Here is a 17,615-nt window from a genome sequence, read left to right as displayed (position 1 = left end):
CTCCCGCGCGGAGATCGCGCGCATGAGCCGTCATGATCTCACGGAGTAGGTCACCGGCATTCGGCGCGACGACCCGCGGCGAAGGCGGCGTTACCGTCGTTGCGCCGTCGCGTGGGCAAGTTCATCCGACCGGCCGACCGTGGCTCGCGCTGGCGGGCTCGATACCGGAACGGATCCCAACAGTTACGGCGGCGCAACGCGAGGCATTGGTGACTCTCGTGCGGGAACTCGATGCAATGCCTCCACCGGCCAAGCCGACACCGCGCCGTGTCCCGGTCGTTCGTGCTGGCCTGTACCGGGTGACGATTATGAACGCCAGACCGACTGGGCGGACATTCTGCTCCCTATGGGATGGACGCTGGTACGGACCGTCGCCGGCACCCGGTACTGGCGGCGCCCGGGTAAGCGGGGGTGGGACGTCCGCCTCAACTGGGCGGGCCGAAGATCGGGACAGGCTGTATGTCTGGTCCACCAGCACTTTGTTCGAGCCGGAGGTGCCAATCACCAAGTTTCACGCCTTCGCACTGCTTCAGTTTGCCGGGGACCACGCCGCCGCGGCTGCCGCGCTACGGCAGGCTGGGTCCGGCAGCCGCACTAACAAGCCCAGCCCCGTGGTCGATCACCCGCCGGCCGAAGCCAACGGCACCAGGCCAAATCCGATCGGCGATGGAGTGTCCCCGACGGTGACGTCGACGCGGGTTGTGCAGCCGCCACCGCACGTGGAGACTTGGGGGCCGAGCGAGGACGGTCTGGCCCGTGCGTTGGTGGCTCACCATGGCCATGAGTTGCGGTACTGTCCGCAGCGTGGCCGGTGGCTGGTGTGGACCGGATATCGGTGGTTGTGGGATGAGGCCGGGCGGCATCGGGAGTACGTTCGGGCGTTCGCTCGGCAATTGCCCAGCGGCGAGGGGTGGTGGCGGTTCCGGGCGCGAGCGTTGTCCGCGGCCGGGGTGTCCGGGATAGCCCGTATGGCTCAAACGGATCCATCATTGACCGTCCATGTAGGGCAGCCGGATGCCCATCCGTACGAGCTGAATACGCCCGCGGGGATCGTGGACTTACGATCGGGCGAGTTGCGGGGGCCGGATCCTACGCGGCTACACCCACGGATCGAGGCTTAGACAACGCCAAGTGTTCGGACAAGCCCGTGTGCCTCACAGGATCAGGGTCACATACGATCGCCAGTCGCAGTACCCGGTATTCTTCTCGCCCAGGTTACGACGGGCCGTTGCCCTCGGCGACGATCTGCATTACTCCGTGGTCGAGGCGGACGGTGACGCGATGCGTGCCTCAGCGGAAGCGGCGGCCTTCGTCCCGGTGGTAGGCCCAGGCGGCCATCGCTCCGGCGGCCACTGTCCACACGCCCAGCATGGCGACCGATAGTGGACGGAGCGGAAAGTCGCCGACCGCGGCCCACATCAGTTCGACGGCACCGCGGGTGGGCAGGTACGGTGCCACAGCCTCCACAAAGGATGGAGCCTGCCGCGGTGCGGAGAGCAGCCCCCCGAGGAATGCCAACGGGAAGAAGATGATCTGAGCGACTGCCAGTGCGGCCTTCATCGGTAGGGCGTAGCCGATGGCCAGACCCATGAACGTGAACGGGACCGCGGCCACGAACGCCGCGCCGACGCCGAGGAGTAATCCGGCCACCGTGGTGTGGGCCGCGGTCAGGAAGGCGGCGATCAGGAACACCGGCAGCAGGGACAGGAAGGTCATGGCCAGCCCGGCGATGATACGCCCACCGAAGCGGGGGCCGGGCCCGGCGGGCAGGGTGCGGGTGTACGGGTCCCAGGGCTCGGCGCGGTCGGCCGCGACGCCCACACCGTACCCGAACAGGTTGCTGGTCATCACGGCAAACGTGACCATCGAGGCGGTCGCGAAGGTGGCGCCGGCTGGGTCGTCGCCGGTGAACGGGACGACGAAGAAGAGCATCGAGGCGGCGGGGAAGAATGTGGAACCGAGGACGGCGATCGGCACGCGGAGCGTCTCGAGCAGGTGGAACCGCGCGTTGGTGAGGACCAGGCTCACGGGGAAACCTTTCAGGCGGCGGTCAGTTGGAGGAAGGCTTCCTCCAATGTGGTGGGTCGGATCTCGATGTCGCGGAATGGCACCGTCGCGGTGACGAGGTCCCGGACGAGCTGGTCGGGATCGGGGGTCAGCAGGTGCAACCGGCCGTCTGACTCCGATGTGGACACCACACCGCGCAGGCGAGGCAACGGGGTCGAGGCCATACTCACGCGGTGCACGCCGACCAGTCCACGGATGGCGGAGACGGTGTCGTCGGCGAGGATCCGCCCGGCGCCGAGCACGATCACCCGGGTGGCGAGCGCCTCGACCTCTTCGAGATTGTGGCTGGTCAACAGGACCGTGCCGCCTTCGGCGTGGAAGGCGCGGATCACGTCCCACAGGACATGGCGGACCTCGACGTCGAGTCCGGTGGTGGGTTCGTCGAGGAAGACCAGGCGTGGTCGGCCGACGAAGGCCAATGCGATGGCGAGCCGTCGCTTCTGGCCGCCGGACAGGCCGCCGGCCTGTCGCTTCACCAGCCCGTTCAGGCCGAACCGGGTGAGCACCTCGTCCCGCTCGAGCGGGTTGTCGAAGTGGGCGGCCACGTAGTCGATGCACTCGCCGACGCGCAAGGTGGGCGGGAGACCGGTCTCCTGCGGGGTCAGACCGATGTGCTGACGGCGGGCCGGTTCGCGCGGGTCGCCGCCGAACAGGGTGACGGTGCCGGAACTCGGCCGCCGCAGACCGGCGAGCAGGTTGACCAGTGTGGACTTTCCGGCGCCGTTGGGGCCGAGCAGGCCGATCAGCTCACCGGGCTGAATGTCCAGGCTCACGCCGGCCAGCGCGATTTCGGCGCCGTAGCGACGGGTGACGTCGACTGCGCTTGCCAGGGTCATGGAGTCTCCTCGGATCCGACATGGTCGAGCAGGGCGCGGACGGCTGCGGTGTACTCGTCGAACGCGAGCCGGCCGCGGCGACTCAGGCTGAGCAGGGTGGTCGGGGTGCGCCCGCGATGGGTCTTGGTGACCACGATGTACTCGGCGTCTTCGAGCTTGCGGAGGTGGACGGACAGGTTGCCGCCGGTCAAGCCGAGCAGTTCCTGGAGTCGGGGGAAGGCCATCTGGTCGCCCTCGCGCAGCACCGAGAGCGCTGCGACGACACGCAGTCGGACCTGGGCGTGGATGACCGGATCGAGCTCCGGCAGGGGCGCGGTCATGTGTGATGCCGCCAACGAAGCCACTCGGCGAACCCAGCCACCAGGAGTCCACCACCGCCCGCCACCGAGATGACCAGCGAGTGCCAGCCGGGCCCGGCCAGCACGCCGACGATGTTGCTGATGGTCAGCCAGATGCCGAGCACGAACAGATCCCGCGATTGCCAGACCGCGCTGCCGGTCAGGTAGAGCACGCCGACCAGGCCAACCGACGTGGCTGCCCACAGCAGGCCGACCTCCGGCGCGGGCAGGAGCTTACTGAAGTGGGCGCAGACCACGGCGTTGCCGGCGAACCCGGCGAGCCAACTCAGCCCGTACCGCAGCCCACGGACTGACGAGTCGCCGCTGATCTGCCGGTTCGCCCGCGCACCGGCGACGCCGGATACCAGGAGGGCGATGATCATCAGGGCGAACAGCGTGGCCAGTGGCAGCGTGTCCGGCATGCTCACGCGGATCTGCTCGTGTGGGCCGTGGCGCAGGAACAGTAGGCCGAACCCGACGAGCCAGGCCAGACCCCACGGCCAGTAGATGAACCGCGGATCCGGGCGCAGGCTGCGTACCGCGGCATCGCGCTGCGCCTCGATCAGTTTCAGCGACTCCGCTGCGCTGACCGGCGCTGCCTCGTCGTCGCCCATGCGCGTCCCCTAGGTTGGCCATAAACAACTTTGAAATACAAACTCAATGTACTTTGAAACGCAAACCTCGGCAACCCCGAACCGGCGGCACGAGCAACAGCGGGCGCGGCAGGCCGACGATGATCACGCCGGGCAGCGGCACGGATGGCAGGTCGGTTCCGGCCGGCCGCGCTCGGCGCGGTGACCGCGACCGCGACCGCGACCACACCGACGGCCTGGGGGCGGGTCGGGTCGCCGCCGAAGGGGCACGGGTAAGGCCGGCGCGGGCGGGAAAGGCGGTACGGATGGCCGCGCATGCGAAGTACGGCGCAGCCCGCGCGGCGGCGATGATGCGCCAGAAGGCCGGGCGGTCGGCGCGGGTTGACAATCGGGACGTTGATGCTTTGCGGAGAAAGCGGTCGCTTGCGGCACAGCGTCGAGGAGATCGCCCGGTCCCTGGTGAACCGGGCTGTACCGAAGGCACGCGCGGAAACTACTGCGCCACGATGGCCACCTCGGGGTAGCAGGATGACGCGGAGCCCAGCAGGTGCTGCGGGATGTGTCGAAGGTGCCGGTCGAACATCGCCAGGGTGTACCGGCGAGTGATCTCGATGGAGCGCAGGCCCGTCATGGTCGCACCCAGATCCAGGCCGATCTCATCGGCAAGGCACGTGACTTCAGCTTGCGGGAGTCCACATACCGCGTCCGATCATCTGGGAGCTGCGAATGCGCGGTCGCGGTCGGTCGGTGGATCGGGCGGGAGACGCGGGCGTTGCGGGAGGCGCCGCGAATGAGCGTCCGTGCGTTCGCCGACCATCTGGGCTTGACGATGGCCACGGTGTCGGGTGGGAGCGTAAGGCTGCTCCGGCGCCGCCGAGGTTGGCCAGTCAGGCGGGTGTTGGATCAGGCGCTCAAGTTGGCTGACGTTGATGCGGTGATTTCCCAGGGGCCTGCAGTACGAGTGAGACTACTGCTGTACCTCGCCCGGTCACCGGCGGTCCGGAATGGCGGCCGAGATCGTTGATCGTTGGTCATGGGTATGCACTTACCCATGGCCCAACTCGGCGACCGTCCGTCACGGTTGGTCGGCTGTGGATGGGGTCGCGGCGCCGGGTCCGGATGGTGACACTGCCCGGACCCGGCCTCGCAGACCGCGCGGGTCAGCTCTCCAGGTCGCGCTGCGCTCGGACGGCGGCGTTGAGGATCGCCCGCCGCTGTGCGTCGGTGTGCCGGCCGGCGGTGACCCAATCCGCCGAAGTCTGCAGTACCCGTTGAAAGAAGTCCGAGTACCTGGCAAACGGCGCCTCGGCCCAGACCCGGTCGAGGAAGGTCTCGCCGTCCTGGTCGCGTACGCCGTCGTTGGGCACCCCGGAGCCGTATGAGCCGAAGACCACCTCTGGCTCGATCCGCTGAACGTACGGGTGGTAGGCGTCGAACTGGCCGGGCACCGGGTCGGAGATGTAGTACGGCCTGAGCGTGTAGCCCTGCGTAGTGAACTGCATCGGCACGTCGGTCGGCTTTATCGAGCTGGCCAGGTCGCCATTGAGCTTGAGGTCGCCATAGAAGGTGAAGTCGCGGTAGCTCGGGGTCGCGTCGAGGACCACCATCAGCGTCGGGCCGTACATGATGGACTGGATCGCCTTGTTGTCGATGGCCATCTCCACCCGGAAACTCATCGGCATCTCAATGTCGATCGTGTCGCCGGATTGCCAGGTCCGGTCGATCGTGACGTAGCTGCTTGGCTTGGCCACGAGCGACTGGGCTTGCCCGTTGACCCGTACCGTGTAACCCTGCGTCGCCCACGACGGCACCCGCAGCCGGACCTTCAGCCGCCCGGCGCCCTGCTCGAAGCGCAGCCGGCTCGACCCTTCCGTCGGATACTGGGTTTCCTGGGTGATGACGAAGCCGCGGTCCTGCCAGTTGAGGGTCGAGGCGATGAAGAGATTGACGTAAAGAGTCTGGTTGTCGTCCGCGTGGAAGTAGATCGTCTCCTGGCACTTGGTGTGGCTCTCCAGGCCGGTGCCGTTGCAGCAGCTGCCGTTGCCGCCGTAGCGGCTGTATTCGATGGTGCTGCCGATTTTGCGGGAGCGGCCCGGCCACATGTTCTGGTGGTAAGTCACCTCGGTGGCGGTGACGCTGTCCACGTCGTGGCGGGAGCTGAGGATCTGGTTGTGCAGACCCTTTTCGTAGTAGTCCATGTACGCCGGGTCAGGGTCGAGGAAGAAAAGGTTCCGCGTCAGCCGCAGCATGTTGTACACGCAGCAGGTCTCGGCGTGCCTCGGGTCCGACGACGAGGTGAACCCGGTGGTGATGATGTCGCGCGGGCCGAAGTGTTCGGCGCGCCCGGCCCCGCCGTTGCTGAAGGTGCGGTGCGGCACCACCATCGACCAGAAGTGCTGCGCCGCGGTGTGGTAGTCCTGATCCCCGGTCTGCTCGAAGATCCGCAGGTAACCAATCTGCGGCGCCATGTACTGGTTGGCGTGGCGCCCGTCGAGCTCGTCCTGCTCGGCGATGGAGGCGTTGAAGAGCGTGCTGAAGGTGAACATCTTCGCCGTCGCCAGATACTGCGCCTTCTTCTCCGAGTCCTGCGCATGCGCCGAGAGCTCCGCCATCACCTCGTTCATCGACCCGGCCTCGCCGGCGCTGTAGGTGTTCCACATCTGGTCCAGCTGGTCCGGGCTGTACCGGCGCAGCCGCTGGTAGGCCCAGTCGCCGATCCGGAAGGCGATGTCGAGGGCCTCCTCGTTGCCGGTCAGGTCGTACGCGTTCAGCAGCCCACGCATGATCTTGTGGCAGGTGTACCAGGGCGCCCAGACCGCGTTCGCCCCGCTGTTGGGCTGCACCATCGGCGGCTCGAGGCGGCTGTACTGCCCCTCCGGAAACGCGGCCAGGAACCCGGGGTAGCTGGTGCCGACGATCGTCGCGTCCCGGTGGTTGCCCGAGTAGTCGACCGCCGTCTCGCCCTCGGCGTCGAAGCGGTACCAGGCGACCAGGTCGGCCGGGGACGCGGCCGTGGCCGACGGATCCTCCGCCGCGAGCGCCTGGACCTCGGTCCCGTCCAGGGTTCGGCGATAGATCCGGAAGTCGTCCACGCTCGTGTTCAGCAGCGGGTCGCTGTCGCTGGGTCCCCGCCCGATCCAGTTGTTGCCGGTGGCGCCGAGGACCGCCGGAGTCAGTGTGACGGCGGCGGTGCCGGCCTCGACCCCGTTGACGTAGAGCCGGCCGGTGCCGTCGGCGCCGGAGAGGGTGACCGCGACGTGCGCCCATTGCCCGATCGGGATCGGCATGCTGTCGCCGGTGATCCGCTGCTCGCCACCGGAGCCGTGGTTGGTGATCGCGAAACGTGGGCCGGGGTTGGTCGCCGACACCCGCGCGATAAGCGAAAGGTAGACGTTGGTGCCGGTACCAAAGCTGAAGATCTTGGGGTTGTTCTGCGCCGCCGCGAGGTTCACCCAGGCCGCGATCGTGACGTCCGCGACGTCGGCGAGAATGCCGGCGGGGAGTTGGACGTACTGGTTGGGATGCGGGTCGCTGAGCTGTACCGCCAGGCCCGACCGGCCCGGGACCCGACCCACCGGCCGGGCGTCCAGCGCCCGCTGACACTTGCCCAACTCCTCGACCAGGTAGTCAAGCTTGTCGAGGAAAATCTCCTCACCGGTGTCGGCCCAACACTGCGAGAGCATCGACATGTAGTGACCGCCGAAGTGGCCGCGTAGCAGCTGGGTCGGCGTGTCCCAACCGCCCGGCCAGGTACCCGGAGCGGGCAGACCAGCGTTGACCCGGAACGAGTACAGCATGCGGTCCGGCCCGTCGAAGACCCCGCCGGTGCCGGGATAGTTGCGGGCGTAGTTGAGCATCCGGTCGCGCTTCTGCTGGAAGATGCCGTCGTGCAAGGCGACCTGGTTCAGAGCGAAGGGCCTGACCTGCCAGTTCGGAGCCTCCCAGCCCGGCCGAGGGTAGTTGCTTCCGGCGCCGCCCCGGTCGGGGCCCCCGTCGGACGCTGACGCTGACGCGGGCGAGGTTGGCGCGAGGGCCATCACGGCCGGGGCGGCGGCCGCCAACGCGCCGATACGCAGCACGTCGCGCCGCGAGAACTGCTTGCTCACATCACTCTCCTTACTTCTGCGTTGTGATCAGGTCGCTGGCCGGGACGGCGCACTCTGACCACCCCAATCGTCGGGCGGTATGTGAGCGCGCCGCAACGGCATCATGTCGTGGATGGCGAACTGGAAGCGCAACGGTTGGCGTAGGAAGGAGGGCCGACCCGTCAAGAACGAGGACCTGTGTGGACCCAGGGCGAGGTGCCGGGCTCGTCGCCGTAGGGCGCCTGGGCGGAGATCCGAGTGCACAGCCAGTGCACTAGCGGTCCCGTCCAGCAGTGGACGGGGCCGCTGGCTCTACACCGAGGGCGCGACGGTCGAACACGACGGCAGGATCTGGACGGCGCAGTGATGGACGCGCAATTAGGAGTCGGGCGCGTCGCCGTACCGCCCGTGGAAGCTGGTTGGCGCCTGCTGACCGATACCTGCCGTGAGCCCATTGCCGAGGGGCCTGTAGTCGCGAGCGTCCGCGACCACAGGCCCTCGGCGGCGTCAACACCCCCGGAGCCCGAGTATGCAGGAACCGGACGAGATCAGCTGGGTTGCCGGTCCGCCGGAGCTGCGCGACGCGGTGCTCGATCTGCGCGACGAACGTGAAGATCTGATCAACCAGGGCATCCTCGTGCGGGTGCAGGTTCGGGGCGACCACCGACACCAACCGGTGAGGACGGTACCGCCGCGGTTGTACGCCGCGGCAGGACGGCTCCTACCAGCGGTGTAGGCGTCATTGAGCAGGAGAACAACCGCCGCTACAGTGACCGCGGGTATCAAGACCCATGACTACCGCGGGGGTGGTTGTGGACTTCCGGCTGCTGGGCCCGCTGGAGGTGGTCAGCGCTGGACGCGTGGTACGGCTGAGTGGCACGAGACTCCCGGCCGTGCTCGCGGCCCTGCTGCTGAACGCCAACCACACTGTCACCGTCGAGTATCTGGCCGGCATCGTATGGTCCGAGCCGCCGCGCGCCGTCGAGTCCAACGTCCGGACCTACATCGCCCAGCTGCGCGCGGCGCTGGGCAGAACCGGCGAGTCCGAGTGCCGGGTGGTGACCGAGTCGTCCGGGTACCGGCTGGAGATCCTGCCCGGTGAGCTGGATCTCGCGACCTTCGACGGACTGGTGCTGGACGGGGACGCGGCACTGGCCCTCGGCCGGGTCGACCTGGCGCTGCGCCAGCTCCGCGGAGCGCTGGACCTGTGGCGTGGCGAGCCGCTGGCCGGCGTAACCGGTGCCGCTCAGCTCGGGGTCGAGGTGGCCCGGCTGGAGGAGCGCCGCCTGCAGGTCGCCGAGCGGTGGGCCCGCGTCGCGCTGAGCGCCGGCCGCCCGGACGAGGCGTCGGCCGAGCTGACCCGGCTGGTACGTGTGCACCCGCTGCGCGAGCAGCTGTGGGCCGCGCTGATGCTCGCGTTGTACCAGGGCGGACGGCAGGCCGCGGCGCTCACCGCGTACCGCGACGCCTACCGGCTGCTGGACGAGGAGCTGGGTGTCCCACCCGGCAAGGCGCTGCAACAGCTGCACTGGCAGATTCTCAACGCCGACGCCGCGCTGGACGCGTCGCCGCTGCTGGTCGCGTCCACCCTCACGGCGGTGGCGATCCGCCCCATGCCGTTCGCGGCGCCCCCGTCCGGCGCCGCGCCGCCGGGCACCCCGAGCCCGCCGGGCACCCCGAGCCGGTCATACCCCCCGGACGCCCCGAACTTCCTGGACGCTGCGGACCCACCGGACCGGCCGGCCCCGCCGCCGCGCCCCCGCCAGCTGCCCGCCGACCTGGTCACCTTCGTGGGCCGGGCCGAGCAGCTGCACACCCTGGACTCGCTGCTCGACCACCGGCGCGAGGGTCGGCCCGCGGCGCTGGTCATCGCGGCCATCACCGGTACCGCCGGGGTGGGCAAGACCGCCCTCGCTGTGCACTGGGCGCACCGGATCGCCGACCGGTTCCCGGACGGGCAGCTGTACGTCGATCTCGGCGGATTCCATCCGGCGGGTACCGTGGTGAGCCCGGCCGAGGCGGTACGTGGATTCCTCGACGCCTTCGCCGTGCCGCCCGACCGGATCCCGGCGAGCCTGACCGCGCAGATCGCGCTGTACCGCAGCCTCCTCGCGGACAGGCGGGTGCTGGTGGTACTCGACAACGCCCGCGGGGCCGAACAGGTCCGGCCGCTGCTGCCCGGCGCCCCTGGCTGCCTGGTCGTGGTGACCAGCCGTACCCAACTGTCCAGTCTGGTCGCGGCCGAGGCGGCGCACCCGGTGACCCTGGACCTGCTGTCAGCCAGGGAAGCGAGCGACCTGCTGACCCGGCGGCTCGGCGCGCGGCGGGTCGGTGCCGAACCCGAGGCGGTACGGGACATCATCGCGCACTGCGCGCGGCTGCCGCTGGCACTGTCCATTGTGGCCGCTCGTGCCATCACCCACCCCAGCTTCCCGCTCGCCACCATCGCTGCCGACCTGCACCGTGGGGGTGGCGGGTTGGACGGGTTCGGCTACCCCGACACGGCCACCGACGTCCGGCCGGCGTTCTCCTGGTCCTACCTGGCGCTGGGCGCACCGGCTGCGGGACTGTTCCGGCAACTGGCGCTGCACCCCGGGCCGGACATCACCGCGCCGGCCGCGGCCGGGCTGTCCGGCATGCCGCTGCCCAGGGCCCAGGCGTTGCTGGCTGAGCTGTCGCACGCGCATCTGGTCACCGAGCACGTACCGGGGCGGTTCGCCATGCACGACGCGCTGCGGGCGTACGCCGCCGAGCTGTCCCGGGAGCGCGATCGCGAACCCCACCGGCGTGCCGCCCTGCGACGGGCGCTCGACTATTACCTACACACCGCGCACGCCGCCGCCGAGGTGCTGGAGCCGCGCATGGTGCCGCTGCCCCTGGCGCCGCCGGCTCCGGACGCCGCCCCGGAGCGGTTCGGGGGCGCCGCGGCGGCGATGTCCTGGTTCGTTGCCGAGCACGCGGTGCTGCTGGCCACCGTCGACCTGGCCGCCGGTACCGGCTTCGACGCGCACGCCTGGCGGCTTTCCTGGATCCTGCGGCCGTTCCTGGAACGGCACAGGTCCAACGCGCTGGACATCCGGTAGCCGGCCCGCCGGCCGTGCACCGAGCACGGCCGCGCGGTTCGACACAAGCGCCAAGCGGCGCCCGCGCCGGTTCGACACAACCGGCGCGGGCGCGCTTTCCGGAACGGGCTACGGGGCACTCACCCGATCCCGCACTGCCCCCCGTAGCCGCCGTCGAGGAGACCGGCCTGGCGCTCGTACCTGTTGTGGCAGGCGTTGAAGCCGGTCCGCACCAGCTCCAGCAGGTACATCGGGCCGAAGCCGTACCCGTTCACCCGCCACTGGAGGTCACGGTGCCGCTTCTCGTGGGTGAGGACATTCGGGATGTCGTCCGTGGGGTCGCCGGGGCCGGTGACGAACGAGTCGCCGTAGGTCGTGCCGCTCCCGCCGTAGAGGTGCAGCAGCGTGTGGCACACCCGGATGCCCTGCTGGCTACCGCAGGAGCCGCCGGTGTCCAGCACGATCACGGCCGACAGGGCGCCCACCACGGCCGACTCCAACCTGTAGGACTCTCTGAGGTACGCCTCCGCGGCCTTGGCGCCCTTCTTGGCGAGCCAGGGGACCCAGGAGTGCGGGTCGCCCCAGTTGAAGCCACCGCGATTCCGTTTGGCCGCCTGCGCCTGCTGCTGCATGGCGCTCTTCAGCCGCTGCAGGCCGGTCATCAGGTCCTGGTTGAGTTTGGCCGTGTTCGCCGCGATCAGGTTCAGCGCGTCGCCGAGCTTCGCCAGCCGCAGCAGGTTCTTCTTCGTGTGCGCGCTGTGTACCAGCACTCTGATTCTTCGGACGATCCGTTTCAACTCTTTTTCGATCGTCTTGATGTACCGGATGATTCGTTTGATCACGGTCTGCAGGTGCGGTACCGCATAGCTGCCGAAGATCATGCTGAACACGATCAGCATGGTGACGACGAGCAGCCGCTCTATCTCCACCACGCGGCGGATCAACGTGCGGTACACCGTCTTCCAGGTGATGACGGTCTTGGTGACGTAGTAGTTTCCATCCGGGTCGGTGAAGGTGACCGGGTTGTTGCCGGCGTAGGCGTACCCGTTCATCTGCTGCGGATCGGTGTAGTCGACCTCCGGGTCGACGGACACGAACCGGCCGGTCGAGGCGTCGTACTCGCGGGCCCCGAGCGTGGTCAGCCCGGAGGTGTCGTCGCTGACGCCGCCGACGAATCCCCGGTCGCCGGCCAGCGCCGTGACGCCCGTGCCGCGGACGTTTCCGTACGGGTCGTGCCGCTGCCGCGTGACGGCCTGGGTCGCCTCGTCGACCGAGGCCTCGGCGGTGCCGTGCTGGTCGGTGACCAGCCAGGTCAGCTTGTTGGTGGACCCGTCGCGCATGGCCACCGTGTGTCCACCCGCGCTGTAGTAGCGCGTACCCACCGGCGTGCCGGCCCCGTCGACGTGCAGCTCGGTGTCGCCGAGGTAGAGGGTGCCACCGCTGGGATCATGCTTGATCAGCAGGTTGCCGAGCGTGTCGTAGACGTAGGAGGTGGTCTTGCCGTTGGTGGTGACGCTGGCCAGGTTGCCCTCCGCGTCCCAGGTCAGGGTCTGGTTTCCACCGGTGCGGGTGCGGCTGCTCCGGTTGCCGGCCGGGTCGTAGCCGTACCCGTCCGTGGTGGTACCGCTCGACGTGGTCGTGGTGATCTCCTGCACCGCGTGCGGCTGTGCGGTGCCCGGCGCGTTGTAGGTATAGCTGCTGCTGATCGTGCTGCCGTCCGTGCCGTGGCGGGTCTCGGTCTTCCGGTTGCCGGTCGCGTCGAACGTCCAGGAGTTCCAGTAGGGCGCCGGACCGCCCAGGGCCGCCGTGGTCGGTGCGGTCGAGCAGTCGCCATTGGCGGGCGTCCAGGCGTCGGTGAGCCGTTGTAGGTAGTCCACCGTGAAACACTGCGTATCGGTGGTCGACCCGGTCCCCGGATCCGGTGCGTCGGTCATCTTGCGTACGTTGCCGCCCGGGTCGTAATCGTAGGTCACGTCCGAGATGAGCGAGGGAGCCACGTCGCGGCGGGCCGAGGCCTCCAGCAGCCGCCGGGTGCCCTCCTCGTAGCGGTAGTTCTCCTTCAGCGCCTTGCCTCCAGCGCTGAGGGTGACCTGTGCCTCTTCGCCGTAGTCGGTGTACTGGGAGTCGGTGACGTAACTGGTCGCCCCGGTCAGGGTGGTGGGCAGGCCGAGGTCGTTGTAGCCGTACTGCAGCGTCTCCTTCGGCAGGCCGCCGACGCCCGGTGACGTGGTGGTGTCCACCTCGCCGTCCGGCCGGTAGCTGGTGGAGAACTGGTACACGCCGGCCAGCTTCCCCTCCTGCTCTGGGATGGTGATGGTTTCGCCGGTCGGCTTGTCGTCGGCGTCGTACCCGGTGATCGCGGTCGTGTACGCCGCGCTGCCGACGAAGTGCGTCGAGGTGCCGAGCAGGCCCGGTACCGCTGTGCCGTCGGACAGCTTGTCGTAGGTCCACTGATCGAGCAGCGGCCCGGTCGCCGTGCCCTGGTGCACCGCCGTACGGCGGCCCAGCGCGTCGTAGTCGTAGGCGAGGGTGGTGCCGCGTGCGTCCGTCTCGGTGCGCATGTTGTTGTCGTCGGTGTAGGTGTAGGTGGTGGTACCGGCGTCGGGGTCGTCGGTGCGGATCTGGCGACCGCGGGCGTCGTAGTGGTACCGCCACACGTTGCCGGCCGGGTCGGTGACGGTCTCGACCTGGCCGCGCGCGTTGTAGGTGTACTTCGTGGAGTCGTAGTCCCCGTCGGCGGTCGCTCCCTTGTACTGCCGGAGTTCGACCAGCCGGCCCTGAGTGTCCAGGATCCGGGTGGTGGGCGTCTCGCCGGCCGGCGGGTTGGTGTCCTGCCGGTCGAGGTAGTTGACATAGGTGGTGTGCCACTTCTCCGACCCGTCGACCTTGAAGATCTCGGCGGTCGGCCGGTCGGCGCCGTCGTACAGGGTGACCTTCTGCGCGGGCAGCACGGTCTCGTCCGGGATCAACAGGTCGGTACCGGGTGGGGCGTCGTTGTAGTACGGGCCGTTCTCCTTGACCTGGCGGCCCGCCGAGTCGTACACCACGTCGGTCACGTCCCGGCCGCCATTGGGCGCGGGCGCCTGCGTCTGGCGCAACCGCATCTGCCCGTCCAGCAACTGGTACTCGGTGCGGTAGCCACCGTTGGACTCCAGCGTGCTGGCCGCCACCACGTTCGGCCCGTTATTGCGCACCACGTACTGGTACTGGGCGCTGGGGCTCATCGACGTATCCCGGCCCGCCTGCCAGGTCTTCGTGATGCGGCCCAGCGGGTCGTACTGGGTCACCTCGCTCTTGCCGCCTTCCGTGGTGGCGGTCTCCACGCCCCAGGCCGGTTCCAGGGTCTTGCTGCTGGTCTGGTTCAGCGGGTTGGTGTTGTCCACCTCGGTCACCGGGCCGGTGGCCGGAACGTAGGTCAGGGTGGCGAACCCGCCGTTGATGTCGGTCTGCTTGATTGCCCGGCCGTACGGGTCGTAGCTGGCGCGCATGTCGGTGATGTAGGTCTCGACGCCGCCCGAGTAGCCGGCGAACTCGTCCTTGCGGGTCACGTCGCCGTGAACCGGTGCGGCGCCGAGCGTGTCGCTGTTGTCGTAGTAGTAGCGCTCGTCCGAGACGATGTCGTCGTCCTTCGCCGGCGTCTGGTCGCACCCGCCCACCGTGGTGAGCTTCTGCGACGGCAGGCCCAGGATCCACGCCGTCGCGTTGCGCGCGTAACTGTAGTGGGTGCAGGTGTCGTCCTTGGCGTCGGCCAGGTTGTTCTGCTCGTACTCGGTGCGCAGGGTGCCGTCGGTGTCGTAGGTGTGCGTGGTCGCGGTCTGCAGCCACGCTCCGGCCTGGGTCTCGCCCTGCGTGACCTTCTGCTCCTGAACCTGGTTGGCGGTCGTGGTGCCCCACGACTTGACCCGTGTCGCCGACGCGGGCGACAGCCACGGGTCGGTGATGGTTCGGGACAGCATCGTCCCGCCGTCACCGGTATAGGTGATGCTCTCCCGGACCACGCCGGCCAACTGGTCCGTGTCGGGCCAGGGGGTGTTCGTCGAGTCTGTGATCTGGACGTGTCTGGTCACTCCCGCGGTCGCGGTGGCATCCCCGTCCATGCCGCGGAAGTAGTGGTTCTCCACCATCGACCGGACGTCGTCGCCGCTACCCTTGCGTACCCGCACGGTTTCGTACCCGCGCCATTGGCTCCACGTCTTGCGGTCGTCCGGGACCATGCCGTCCTCGTCGTCGTGCCGCCACGCCGCCGGCCCGACGTACTCGATGTTGGAGACCTCCGACGCCAGTCCGGTGGTGCGGTCGGACTGGGTCACCTGGGTCACCACGTACTTGTTGAACCAGTCCGTCTGTTCGGGCAGGGCCGGGGGAGACCAGCGCAGCGGCCCGCAGCGCAGACCATTGTTGTCCGGCTGGGGCAGGTTGGTCTGGTAGTTGCACTCCTGGGGGGAGTAGCCGACCCGGATCTCGTTGCCGGTCTCGCTGCGTACCGCCTGCAGCCGCCACCAGTTCATCGGCGGGATGTGGTCGGTGCCGTCGACCCGGTTGGGTAGCTGCTGGCCGTCGAAGTTCACCGGTGGCAGGCTCGCCGTTCCGCCCACCAGGCCGGTGTGTTGTAGCGAGGCCAGCCACAGCCGCGGCGCCGTACCGTCGCCGGGGTCCGGGTACGACTGGGTCAGCACCCACTTGTCCACGTCCCGGGCCGCGGTGCCGCCCCACACCTGGGTCTTTACCGTGTCCAGCCGCTTCTGCGTCCAGAACGTCGGGTCGAAGTGGTTGTTGCAGTTCGTGGTGCTGGCGCAGTTCTGGTCCCAGGGCACGTCCGGCCAGTTCGCCGGCTGCGCGGTGGTGCACGTGGTGCCGGGGATGCACCGGTCGGCCACGGTGAACAGCACCCTGCCGACCCACGGCGTGGTGTAGACCTCGCCGTCGCGCTGGCCGTACTCGATGTGCTCCAGGTAGCCGCTGCGCACATAGGTGGAGACCTTGGTGGCCGTCAGGTCCCGCGCGTAGTGGTTGGTCTCCTGCTTGTAGTACAGGCTCATCGTGTTGCCGTGCGGGTCCACCACGTAGTCCAGGTTCCACCGCCAGGCCTGGGCGCAGGAGGACGCGTCGAACGTCGAGGCGTGGCATGGCTCCCCGGGGTTGTTGCCGAACACCGGCACGGTCCAGACCGACTGGGTCTGGGCGTCACCGCTCGCCCACCCGGGCAGCTTGTTGAGCCCGAAGTAGTACTGGGTGCCGTCCCGGTCGGTGACCCGCCAGTACTCGCCGTCGAGGTCGCCGTTGCCCAGCGCGGTGTTCTTCAGCTGCTCCACTTTGGACCCGTCGTCCACCCTCGGGTGCCAGGTGCCCGTCTGGTCGTCGCGTATCAGCTCGGTGCCGTGCCCGTTGAGCGTCACGGTCAGGTTGTCCGAGCCCCAGCACAGGTCACCGGTCGAGGTCTTGTTGTTGGCGCCGCTCGTCTTCATGTCCTCCGCGCACGGCGTGTACCGGCGCTCCACGTAGCCGCCCGGCGAGAACTCGAAGCCCTCACCGACCCAGGAGGGCTGGTTGTTGGTGCCGGTGGTGCGGCCGTCCACGTCGCCGGAGGAGTAGTCCAGTTGCAGCTGCGGCGTCGGCCCGCCGAGTCCCGGCGGCGTGGCCATCGGGTACTGCCAGGAGAAGTCGCCCGACGGGCCGCCGGCCTGCCAGGTCGCCGACGGCGACAGCGACGAGGCGCCGAAGTCCCCGGCGGTACCCGCGGCATCCGCCATGACCGCGAACAGTCCGGCGGAGCCGGCCGGCGTGGCGGCCGGCACGGTGACGTCCCCGCTGGCCATGCCCGAGCCGTTGTTGACGGTGGCCAGCGTGGTGCCGCGGCAGGCCGGATCGGCCGGCGTGTCGAGCGCGCAGTCCGGCAGCGACACCAGATGCAGCCGGGTCGCCCAGTCCCCGCCGTAGGCGTTGCGGAAGGCGGAGTAGTCCACCGCCAGCGAGGCCGGCGCCGGCCCGGTACCGCCGTCCGCGCGGTGCAGCCGCACCAGCAGGGCGTCGCCCTTGCGGCCCAGCAGTTCCACCCGCACGCTCGACGGTGCCGACGCGATCGCCGCCTTGGTGAGCGGGGCGGCGCCCCACGAGGCGGCACCGGTCGGCGCGCCCACGAACACCGGCAGCGTGCCGGCCTTCGTGCGCCCGGCGGAGTCCCTCGCCGCCGCTGTCGCGCCCTTCGAGGCCGGGGCGGCGGCGGTCAGGTTCACCACCGCGGTCGCGGCCGCCGGCCAGGAGACCGCGGGCGCGGCGCGCACCGCCTTCTGCTCGGCGGGGTCGGGGGCGAGCGGCTTGGCGCCGGCGTCGGTGACCGGCACCGATTTCTCGCGTTGTAACGGCGGTCCGGCCATGGCCACCGCCGCGAGCAGCGGCAGGCTGCCGACCATGGTCAGAACGAACGAGAGCCCGATCACCACGGCCAGCGGGCGGAACCAGCGGCGTACCCGGAGCAGGCGAGTCCGGACGACCATCACGACGCCTCCCAGTAGACAGAACGCGACTATCGCCAATAAGCCGAGGGAAGCATGGCAACCGGCGCGCACAGGCTGCGCACAGAAATCGCACAGCCCGGACAACCGTCCCCGCAGCCGACTTCGCGCGGGCCGTTTCC

Annotated in this window: 10 protein-coding genes; 3 read left to right on the top strand and 7 right to left on the bottom strand. The window is 69.2% G+C overall.

What is annotated here, in order from left to right; all coding sequences use genetic code 11:
- The first annotated feature begins 32 nt into the window (after window positions 1–32).
- Window positions 33–1,121 (top strand): hypothetical protein, encoded by a 1,089-nt coding sequence (locus Raf01_RS51090; protein ID WP_373319758.1) that lies wholly within the window; start codon window positions 33–35, stop codon window positions 1,119–1,121.
- Window positions 1,122–1,290: 169 nt separating this feature from the next.
- On the opposite strand, the gene Raf01_RS43275 is transcribed toward Raf01_RS51090, so the two are convergent.
- From Raf01_RS43275 to Raf01_RS43250, 6 genes are all read right to left on the bottom strand, one after another.
- The gene (locus tag Raf01_RS43275) at window positions 1,291–2,028 is read right to left on the bottom strand and encodes an ABC transporter permease (RefSeq protein ID WP_203923971.1); all 738 of its coding nucleotides are present in this window, start codon (window positions 2,026–2,028) and stop codon (window positions 1,291–1,293) included.
- Window positions 2,029–2,039: 11 nt separating this feature from the next.
- Complete coding sequence (locus Raf01_RS43270) at window positions 2,040–2,903, bottom strand: ABC transporter ATP-binding protein (protein ID WP_203923970.1); 864 nt, start codon at window positions 2,901–2,903, stop codon at window positions 2,040–2,042.
- Complete coding sequence (locus Raf01_RS43265; RefSeq protein WP_203923969.1) at window positions 2,900–3,223, bottom strand: winged helix-turn-helix domain-containing protein; 324 nt, start codon at window positions 3,221–3,223, stop codon at window positions 2,900–2,902. Before Raf01_RS43265 ends, Raf01_RS43270 begins: the two co-directional genes overlap by 4 nt.
- A complete protein-coding gene (locus Raf01_RS43260; RefSeq protein ID WP_203923968.1) occupies window positions 3,220–3,855 on the bottom strand; it encodes a transporter in 636 nt (211 codons plus the stop codon). The genes Raf01_RS43265 and Raf01_RS43260 overlap by 4 nt, the downstream gene beginning before the upstream one ends.
- A gap of 472 nt (window positions 3,856–4,327) precedes the next feature.
- Window positions 4,328–4,465 (bottom strand): hypothetical protein, encoded by a 138-nt coding sequence (locus tag Raf01_RS43255; RefSeq protein ID WP_203923967.1) that lies wholly within the window; start codon window positions 4,463–4,465, stop codon window positions 4,328–4,330.
- Between the two features lie 529 nt (window positions 4,466–4,994).
- Complete coding sequence (locus Raf01_RS43250; protein WP_203923966.1) at window positions 4,995–7,940, bottom strand: beta-L-arabinofuranosidase domain-containing protein; 2,946 nt, start codon at window positions 7,938–7,940, stop codon at window positions 4,995–4,997.
- A gap of 508 nt (window positions 7,941–8,448) precedes the next feature.
- Between Raf01_RS43250 and Raf01_RS43245 the strand changes: the two genes are divergently transcribed.
- Together Raf01_RS43245 and Raf01_RS43240 are read left to right on the top strand one after the other, a co-directional pair.
- Window positions 8,449–8,655, top strand: coding sequence for a hypothetical protein (locus Raf01_RS43245; protein ID WP_203923965.1), 207 nt, complete (start codon window positions 8,449–8,451; stop codon window positions 8,653–8,655).
- A 55-nt stretch (window positions 8,656–8,710) separates the two neighbouring features.
- Complete coding sequence (locus Raf01_RS43240) at window positions 8,711–11,002, top strand: AfsR/SARP family transcriptional regulator (protein WP_203923964.1); 2,292 nt, start codon at window positions 8,711–8,713, stop codon at window positions 11,000–11,002.
- A gap of 119 nt (window positions 11,003–11,121) precedes the next feature.
- Here the strand turns inward: Raf01_RS43240 and Raf01_RS43235 are convergent, their stop codons facing one another.
- Window positions 11,122–17,475, bottom strand: coding sequence for an RHS repeat-associated core domain-containing protein (locus tag Raf01_RS43235; protein ID WP_239134435.1), 6,354 nt, complete (start codon window positions 17,473–17,475; stop codon window positions 11,122–11,124).
- Window positions 17,476–17,615: the final 140 nt, after the last annotated feature.

The sequence above is a fragment of the Rugosimonospora africana genome (assembly GCF_016862975.1).
GTDB lineage: Bacteria > Actinomycetota > Actinomycetes > Mycobacteriales > Micromonosporaceae > Rugosimonospora > Rugosimonospora africana.
The sequence above is the reverse complement of the archived record's forward strand: the minus strand, read 5'-3'. Positions and strand labels throughout refer to the sequence as shown.